Raw genomic sequence first — 627 nt, 5'->3', positions numbered from 1 at the left:
ATGGAGAATGATATTTTAAAGCAAGCAGCGCTGATACTAGGACGAAAGTAAATGTTATTAAGCGAAACAAAGACAAATACTCGGTATCAGCCATGTGTAACGTCCTGGAGCTATCGCGGAGCACCTATTACTACGAATCAAAAGAACGAAACTCAGAAGACGATGTCACACACGCCATTATAGAAATATTTGAAAAGAACCGTAAGGTATACGGAACACGTAAGATTAAAGTAGAGTTAATGAAGCTCGACCTAACGGTCTCCAGACGCCGGATTGGCCGGATTATGAAAGAACAAGGGCTTGTATCATCTTATACAGTCGCCCAATACAAACCACAGCAATCCTCATGTAACGAATCAGTCCTGGCTAACGAATTAAATCGGGAATTTCAACAAGAAGAAGAGAAAAAAGTAGTGGTCAGCGACTTAACATATGTCAAAGTCAAAAATAAATGGCATTACATATGTGTCTTTGTCGATCTCTTTAATCGTGAAATTATTGGCTTTAGTACAGGACCTAATAAGGACGCCCAGCTTGTGGCACGCGCATTTGCATCCATCAAAGGAAACCTTCATGATATTCAGCTCTTCCACACAGATCGAGGGAATGAATTTAAAAACAAGCTAA

General features: G+C 40.0%; 1 pseudogene. It reads left to right on the top strand.

Going from position 1 to position 627, the window contains the following annotated elements:
* Positions 1-627, top strand: a pseudogene (locus SB775_RS27330) (IS3 family transposase); the annotation flags it as partial.

This window comes from Peribacillus sp. SIMBA_075, from assembly GCF_046534585.1.
The sequence above is the reverse complement of the archived record's forward strand: the minus strand, read 5'-3'. Positions and strand labels throughout refer to the sequence as shown.